The 6,041-nt window shown below is 68.5% G+C and carries 3 protein-coding genes; all 3 read right to left on the bottom strand.

Annotated elements, in window-relative coordinates:
* Positions 1–51: 51 nt before the first annotated feature.
* The gene (locus tag J0I79_RS02650; RefSeq protein ID WP_292855178.1) at positions 52–2,130 is read right to left on the bottom strand and encodes a hypothetical protein; all 2,079 of its coding nucleotides are present in this window, start codon (positions 2,128–2,130) and stop codon (positions 52–54) included.
* 63 nt (positions 2,131–2,193) lie between these two features.
* Positions 2,194–5,016 carry a DUF4159 domain-containing protein gene (locus J0I79_RS02645; RefSeq protein ID WP_292855177.1) on the bottom strand — a complete coding sequence of 941 codons (2,823 nt, stop codon included), beginning with the start codon at positions 5,014–5,016 and terminating at the stop codon, positions 2,194–2,196.
* The gene (locus tag J0I79_RS02640; RefSeq protein WP_292855176.1) at positions 5,013–5,978 is read right to left on the bottom strand and encodes a DUF58 domain-containing protein; all 966 of its coding nucleotides are present in this window, start codon (positions 5,976–5,978) and stop codon (positions 5,013–5,015) included. Before J0I79_RS02640 ends, J0I79_RS02645 begins: the two co-directional genes overlap by 4 nt.
* Positions 5,979–6,041: the final 63 nt, after the last annotated feature.

The raw sequence follows: 6,041 nt of genomic DNA, 5'->3' as shown, positions 1-6,041 counted from the left end.
CGCCCTTCGGGCACCTTCTCCCCGTTGAACGGGGAGAAGGAAGAGGCGCAACTACCGTCCCTCGCGGTACCACATCGAGCCCATCGCCAGGAGCAGCAGGCCGAGGCCGAGGAAGCCGCCGAACAGCGGCACGCGCGACACGGCCTTCAAGACGCTGTCGTCGGTGGTGCGCAGGCCGATCCAGTCGCTGCCGGAGGCGTCGCCGGCCGAACGCACCGGCACGATGGACGGCAGGACCACCTCACTGCCCGTCGCCGAGGAAGGGGCAAGCCGGCGCACGCTGCCGCCGGTAGCCTCCGCCGGCGCCTTGAGCCGGTCCTCGGTGGAGATGACGTCGGCGAATTCGGGCGCGTTGACCGGTCCGACATGGGCGAGCGCGGTGAGGTCGCCATTGGCGACCTGGTAGAGGCCGATCTCGCTGGTCTGGACGCTGCCGAGGAACACGCCGGGCTCGGATTTGTCGAGCTTGACGGTCAAGGTCTTGCCGGACGGGGTGATGATCTGGGCCGGGCCGGGTTCGTCGGCCATTGTCTGGCGACGGATCTCCAGCATCATGCCACGCCCTTCGGCGGTCAGCCGCTCTTCCTCGAGCTCCGGTTCCTTCATCAGCCAGTGCGCGATGCGCCGGTAGAGCTGGACATGCGGGCCGCCGCCTTCGAAGCCGCGCGCCCACAGCCAGCCCTGGTCGGACAGAAGCATGCCGACGCGGCCTTCGCCCTTGCGGTCGAGCAGCAGCAGGGGCCGGTTGTCGGCGCCCTTCATCACCACTTCGCCCTGCGGGTTCTGTACGCCGATGGTGCGGAACCAGCGGCTCCAGTGCGGCGGCTCGGTGGCCGAACCGTCGAGGCCGCGTGTCACCGGATGGCGCTGGCCGAGATCGGTCAGGCGCGGATAAAAGGCCTTCTCGACGATCTCGCCGGTCGGCATGGCGGGCAGGGCCGACATCAGCGGCGTGCGCGCGATCGAGGCCTCGCCGGCATATTCGGGGCCGGCGGCGATCAGCAGCGCGCCGCCCTTTTCGACATATTCGGAGATGTAGTCGTAATAGAGGATCGGCAGCACGTCGCGATGCTGGTAGCGATCGAAGATGATCAGGTCGAAATCCTTGATCTTCTCGACGAACAGCTCGCGGGTCGGGAAGGCGATCAGCGACAATTCGTTGATCGGCGTGCCGTCCTGCTTTTCCGGCGGCCGCAGAATGGTGAAATGGACAAGGTCGACCGAGGCGTCGGATTTCAGGAGATTGCGCCAGGTGCGTTCGCCGGCGTGCGGCTCGCCCGAAACCAAGAGCACGCGCAGGTTCTCGCGGATGCCGTCGACCAGCGCGATGGCGCGGTTGTTGGCGTCGGTCAGTTCGCCCGGCTCGCGGTCGATGGCGAGCTCGATGATGTTGCGCCCGGCGCCGGGGATGGTCACCTGCAGCGGCATGGCCTGGCCGACGATGGCATGTTCGACCGCGACCTGCTCGCCATTGACCGAAACGCGCACATCGACCGGCGCGGTCTCGTTTTCCGTCGAGATGACACGGTAGGTCATGTCGAGCGGTTTGCTGACGAGACCGAAGCGCGGCGCGTTCTCGAAGCGGATGCGGCGGTCCTTTTCGTGCTCGTGGCCGGTGATCAGGGCATGCAGTGGGGCGTGGAAATCCGGCGCCCCGGCTGGCACGTCATGCACTTCGCCATCGGTGATCATGACGGCGCCGCCGATGCGCGAGGGCGGGACGTCGCGGAAGGCGCCTTCCAGTGCGCCGAACAGCCGCGTTTCCGTGCGCTCCTCGGCGGCATCTGACTTGCCGGCCTCGACGACGCGGACGTCGAACTGCTTGAAGCGGCCAAGGCGCTGCTGCAGCCCGGCCAGCGCCTCGTCGGTCTGTTTGGTGCGGTCGCCGATATCCTGGCTCTGGCTGCGGTCGACGATCAGCGCCACGACGCTCTTCAGCGGCTCGCGCTCCTCGTTGAGGAAGACCGGGTTGAAGAGGGCGGCGGCGAGCGCGACCAGGGCGACGAAGCGCAGGACCGCGCCGCGCTGGCGAAACCACAGGCCGACGAGCGCCAGCAGCGCCAGCGGCACCAGCACCAGGGCCAGAAGCGGCCAGGAGATCAGCGGTTCGAAGGAGATCGACCAGTTCATGCCTTACCCTCCCTGCTGCAGGCAAGGTCGGTTCGCACGAGCATCGCGGGGGGAAACCTCATCCTACTGCCCCAGCCGTTCGAGCAGTATCGGCACATGCACCTGGTCGGATTTGTAGTTGCCGGTCAGCATGTACATCATGATGTTGACGCCGGCGCGCAACGCGTAGACGCGCTGCATCGGATCGTTCGGCACGGTCGGCAGCAGGGGATCGCCATTCTCGTCGACCGCCCAGGCGCCAGCGAAGTCGTTGGCGGTGATCATGATCGGCGAAACGCCGTCGCCGGTGCGTACCGGACGGTTGTCGGCGTTGCTGGCATCGAGCGACGCCTCGACCCAGAGCGGGCTGCCGCTGAAGCGGCCGGGAAATTCGGGGAGGATGAAGAAGGACTTGGTCAGCACGTGGTCCGCCGGCACCGGCTCAAGCGGCGGCACGTTTAGATTGCCCAGTATGTCGCGCAGCCGCTCGGTCGCCGGGCTGGTCGAATCGGCGCCGATTCCGTTGGCGAACTGGTCGCGCGTGTCGAACAGCACCGTGCCGCCTTGCTGCATGTAGGCGTCGATGCGGGCGATCGCGGCCTGGCTCGGCATGGGCGCGGCCGGGTCGATCGGCCAGTAGATCAGCGGGTAGAAGGACAGTTCGTCCTTGGAAATGTCGACGCCGGCGGGCGCGCCGGGTTCCAGCGCTGTCTTCTCGATCAGGAAGCGGGTCAGGCCCTCGAGCCCGGCGCGGCTGATCGAATCGTCGCCCGGCACGCCGGTCAGCACGTAGGCGATGCGGGTCTTCGAAATCGCTGCTATGGCCACATCATCGCTGGGCTTGGCATCGTCGGCGCGGGCGGGGTCGGCTTGGCCGAACATAGCGCCAGCCAAGATCAGGATTGCGGCGGTGGTTGCGACCGCGCCGGCACGGCGCGGCCGGCGCGAGAACAGCCCGCCCATCCACAGCACCGCAAGCGTGTCGAGCAGCATCAGCACTAGGGCGGCGGCGACCAGCGCGCCCTTGAGGTTGCGCGACTCGTCGAAGGCATACTGGATGGTGGTGACAGGCACTGTGATTTGCGGGCGGGCCAGCGGCTGGAACGTGCTTGCCGCGTCAAGCAGGTTGTGGGCGAAGACGCCGGTCTCGGAGCCGTAGAGGCCGGGCGGGTTGTCGAACGTCACCGGCAGCGCGCCGGCGCCCGGCACCAGCGGCCGCGCATCCGGCGTCGGCGGCACAAGCGAACCGTCGGCCGATATCATGCGGTAGGGGGCGAGCGAAGTGGCGGCGGCTTCCGCATTGGCGATCGCCGCTCCCTGGTTGCGCGATAGCTGCACGATGCGGCGCAGCATCTCCACGAAACTGCCGGAGATCGGCAGGTTCGACCATGTCGCCTCGGGCGTGACGTGGAACAGCACCAGCGTGCCCTTGCCCTTCTTCAATCCGGTGACCAGCGGCGTGCCGTCGGCAAGCGCTGCCCAGGTGCGTTCGACGATGTCGGGCGTCGGTTCGGCCAGAACCTGCCGGCTCACCGTCACTTCGGTGGGCGGCGCCAGATCGGCGAAGGGACCCGCCTTGGGGAATTCCGTGACCGGCTGCGGTGTGGTCCAGGACAGCGCGCCGCCGAGGGAACGTTCCCCGGTGCGTAGGCGAACCGGCAAGAGGTCGTCGTCATTGCCGGCGGCCGCCAGCCGCGAGCCGGCGAAGCGCACCAGCGTGCCGCCATTGTCGACCCAGTCGACCAGCCTCTGCCGGACCTGTGCCGGGATGGTGCCGATGTCGGCCATGATGATCATCGCCGGCTTCTGGTCGAGGATCTGCGGAATGGCGTCGGCGAGATCGGCGCTGGAGGGCTCGACCAGATCGGCGAAGGGCTGCAGGGCGCGCCTGATATAGTATAGCGGCGACAGAAGCGGCTGCGCCTGGTCGGCCTCGGCCTGCGACAACAGGCCGACGCGGCGGCGCTTGGAGCTTTCGTCGAGCACGCGCACCGCGCCCGCCTGGCGCTCGCCGTCGAGCGCGATCGAGGCGAAGTCGTTGCGCAGTTCGAACGGCACCGTCATGGTTCCGGTGGCGGTGGCCTCGCCCGGAGCGAAGGTCAGCGTCGCATCGGCGATGCGGCGGCCCTTGTCGTCGAAGGCGCCGGCGGTGACCTGGGCCGGGGCGGGGTCGCCCGGCGCGCGGATGGCGGTCAGGGCGAACCCGTCGACCTGGTTGTCGGCGCCGGTCAGGCCGGTCAGCGAAAGCCGGTCGGCACTTGCCCAGATGACGCGGGCGGCATTTTTAGCCAACAGCGTGTTGAAAGCGGCTTCGTCGCCTTTGGCCGCAAGGCCGTCGGCGAGCACGGCGACGCTGGCGCCGGGCATGGATTGCAGGGCGCCAGCGACGCGGGCGTAGACGGCGGGCCGGTCGGTCGGGATCGGCCGCGGCCTGGCGGCGCGCAGCCGGTCGAGTGCCGCGGCGGCATCGAACGGGCCGATCTCGGCATTGGCCTTCTCGGCGGTGAAGGCGATGATGACGGGCACGCCGTTCGAGCCGGCATCGGCGATCAGCCGCTCGGCGGTGGCGACACGCTTGCTCCAGTCGGCGGCGCTGGCCCAGTCATTGTCGATGACCAGCGCGAGCGCGGCGCCCTCGGTGGGCAGCTTTTCGCGCGGGTTGAACACCGGTTCGGCCAGCGCGGCGACGACGAGGGCGGCCATCAGCAGCCTGAGCAGCGTCAGCCACCAGGGGCTCTGCTGCGGCGTCTCCTCGCGTTTGAGAACGCGCGCCAGGATTTTCAGCGGCGGAAATACCTCTGTCTGGGGCTTTGGCGGCGTCAACCTGAGCAGCCACCAGATCACCGGCAGCGCCAGCAGGCCACACAGCACCATGGGGGCGCCGAAGGAGAGCGGCAGCCAGCTCATGCGACGGCCTTTCCGGGCTGATCGCCACCGGCGATCATGCCGGCACGACTGCCAGCAGTCGGCCCGGCATAACCGCCATCGGCGGTCATCGCCATGTGCAGGCGCACCAGCGCTTCCGATGCCAGCCGGTCGGTGTGGTTGACGGTAAAGCTCCAGCCGAGCCGCTTGCACCAGCCGGCCAGTTCGGCGCGGCGGGCGGTGTAGAGAAGACGGTATTCGTCGCCCAGCATTTCGGCGCGTCCGGCGGTCAGCTTGTCGCCAGTCTCGGGATCGGTGAATTCGGTGCGGCCGGCATAGGGGAAAGTCTCCTCGGCCGGGTCGGCGACCTCGATCAGATGGGCGCGCACGCCGTGGCGGGCGAGCACGTCGAGCCAGGCCATGGTTTCCTCGACCGGATCGAGGAAATCGCTGACGATGACGATGTCACAGAAGCGCCTGATGTCGGAAAGGTCGGGCTTTGCCGGCAGGTCGCCGGCATGCATCAGCTGGGCGGCGATGCGTTCGGCGCCGTTGCGGGCGGTGAACGGGTCGGTCAGCCCGGGCCAGGCGATGCGCTCGCCGCTGCGCGACAACAGTTCGGCCATGGCAAGCGCCAACACCAGCGCGCGCGACTGCTTGGAAACGCCGGCGCCGGTCGATTTATAGAGCATGGACGGCGAGGGGTCGGCCCACAGCCATACCGTATGAGCGGCTTCCCACTCGCGGTCACGCACATAGGTGTGGTCGTCGCGGGCCGAACGGCGCCAGTCGATGCGCGAGGAGTCGCCCTCGACATAGGGGCGGAACTGCCAGAAGTTCTCGCCGATGCCGCGTTTGCGGCGGCCGTGCCAGCCGGCGATCACGGTGTTGACGATGCGGCGCGCCTCGACCAGCAGGTCAGGCACAAGCGAAGCCCGCAACCGGCCGCGGGCGAGCGCGTCGCGCGTCGCTGCCGGAGCCTGGACCTCGCCGATGCGCGCCATCAAATGCCTTTCACCAGCTTCGCCACCACATCGAGAACGCTGGTGCCCTCGGCGCCGGCGTTT

The sequence above is a fragment of the Mesorhizobium sp. genome (assembly GCF_017306585.1).
Lineage (GTDB): Bacteria > Pseudomonadota > Alphaproteobacteria > Rhizobiales > Rhizobiaceae > Mesorhizobium.
The sequence above is the reverse complement of the archived record's forward strand: the minus strand, read 5'-3'. Positions and strand labels throughout refer to the sequence as shown.

Bases quoted from the DNA above. Each gene is read 5' to 3' on its own strand.
- J0I79_RS02650 (WP_292855178.1), bottom strand. From the start codon at position 2,130: ATGAACTGGTCGATCTCCTTCGAACCGCTGATCTCCTGGCCGCTTCTG.
- J0I79_RS02640 (WP_292855176.1), bottom strand. From the start codon at position 5,978: ATGGCGCGCATCGGCGAGGTCCAGGCTCCGGCAGCGACGCGCGACGCG.
- J0I79_RS02645 (WP_292855177.1), bottom strand. From the start codon at position 5,016: ATGAGCTGGCTGCCGCTCTCCTTCGGCGCCCCCATGGTGCTGTGTGGC.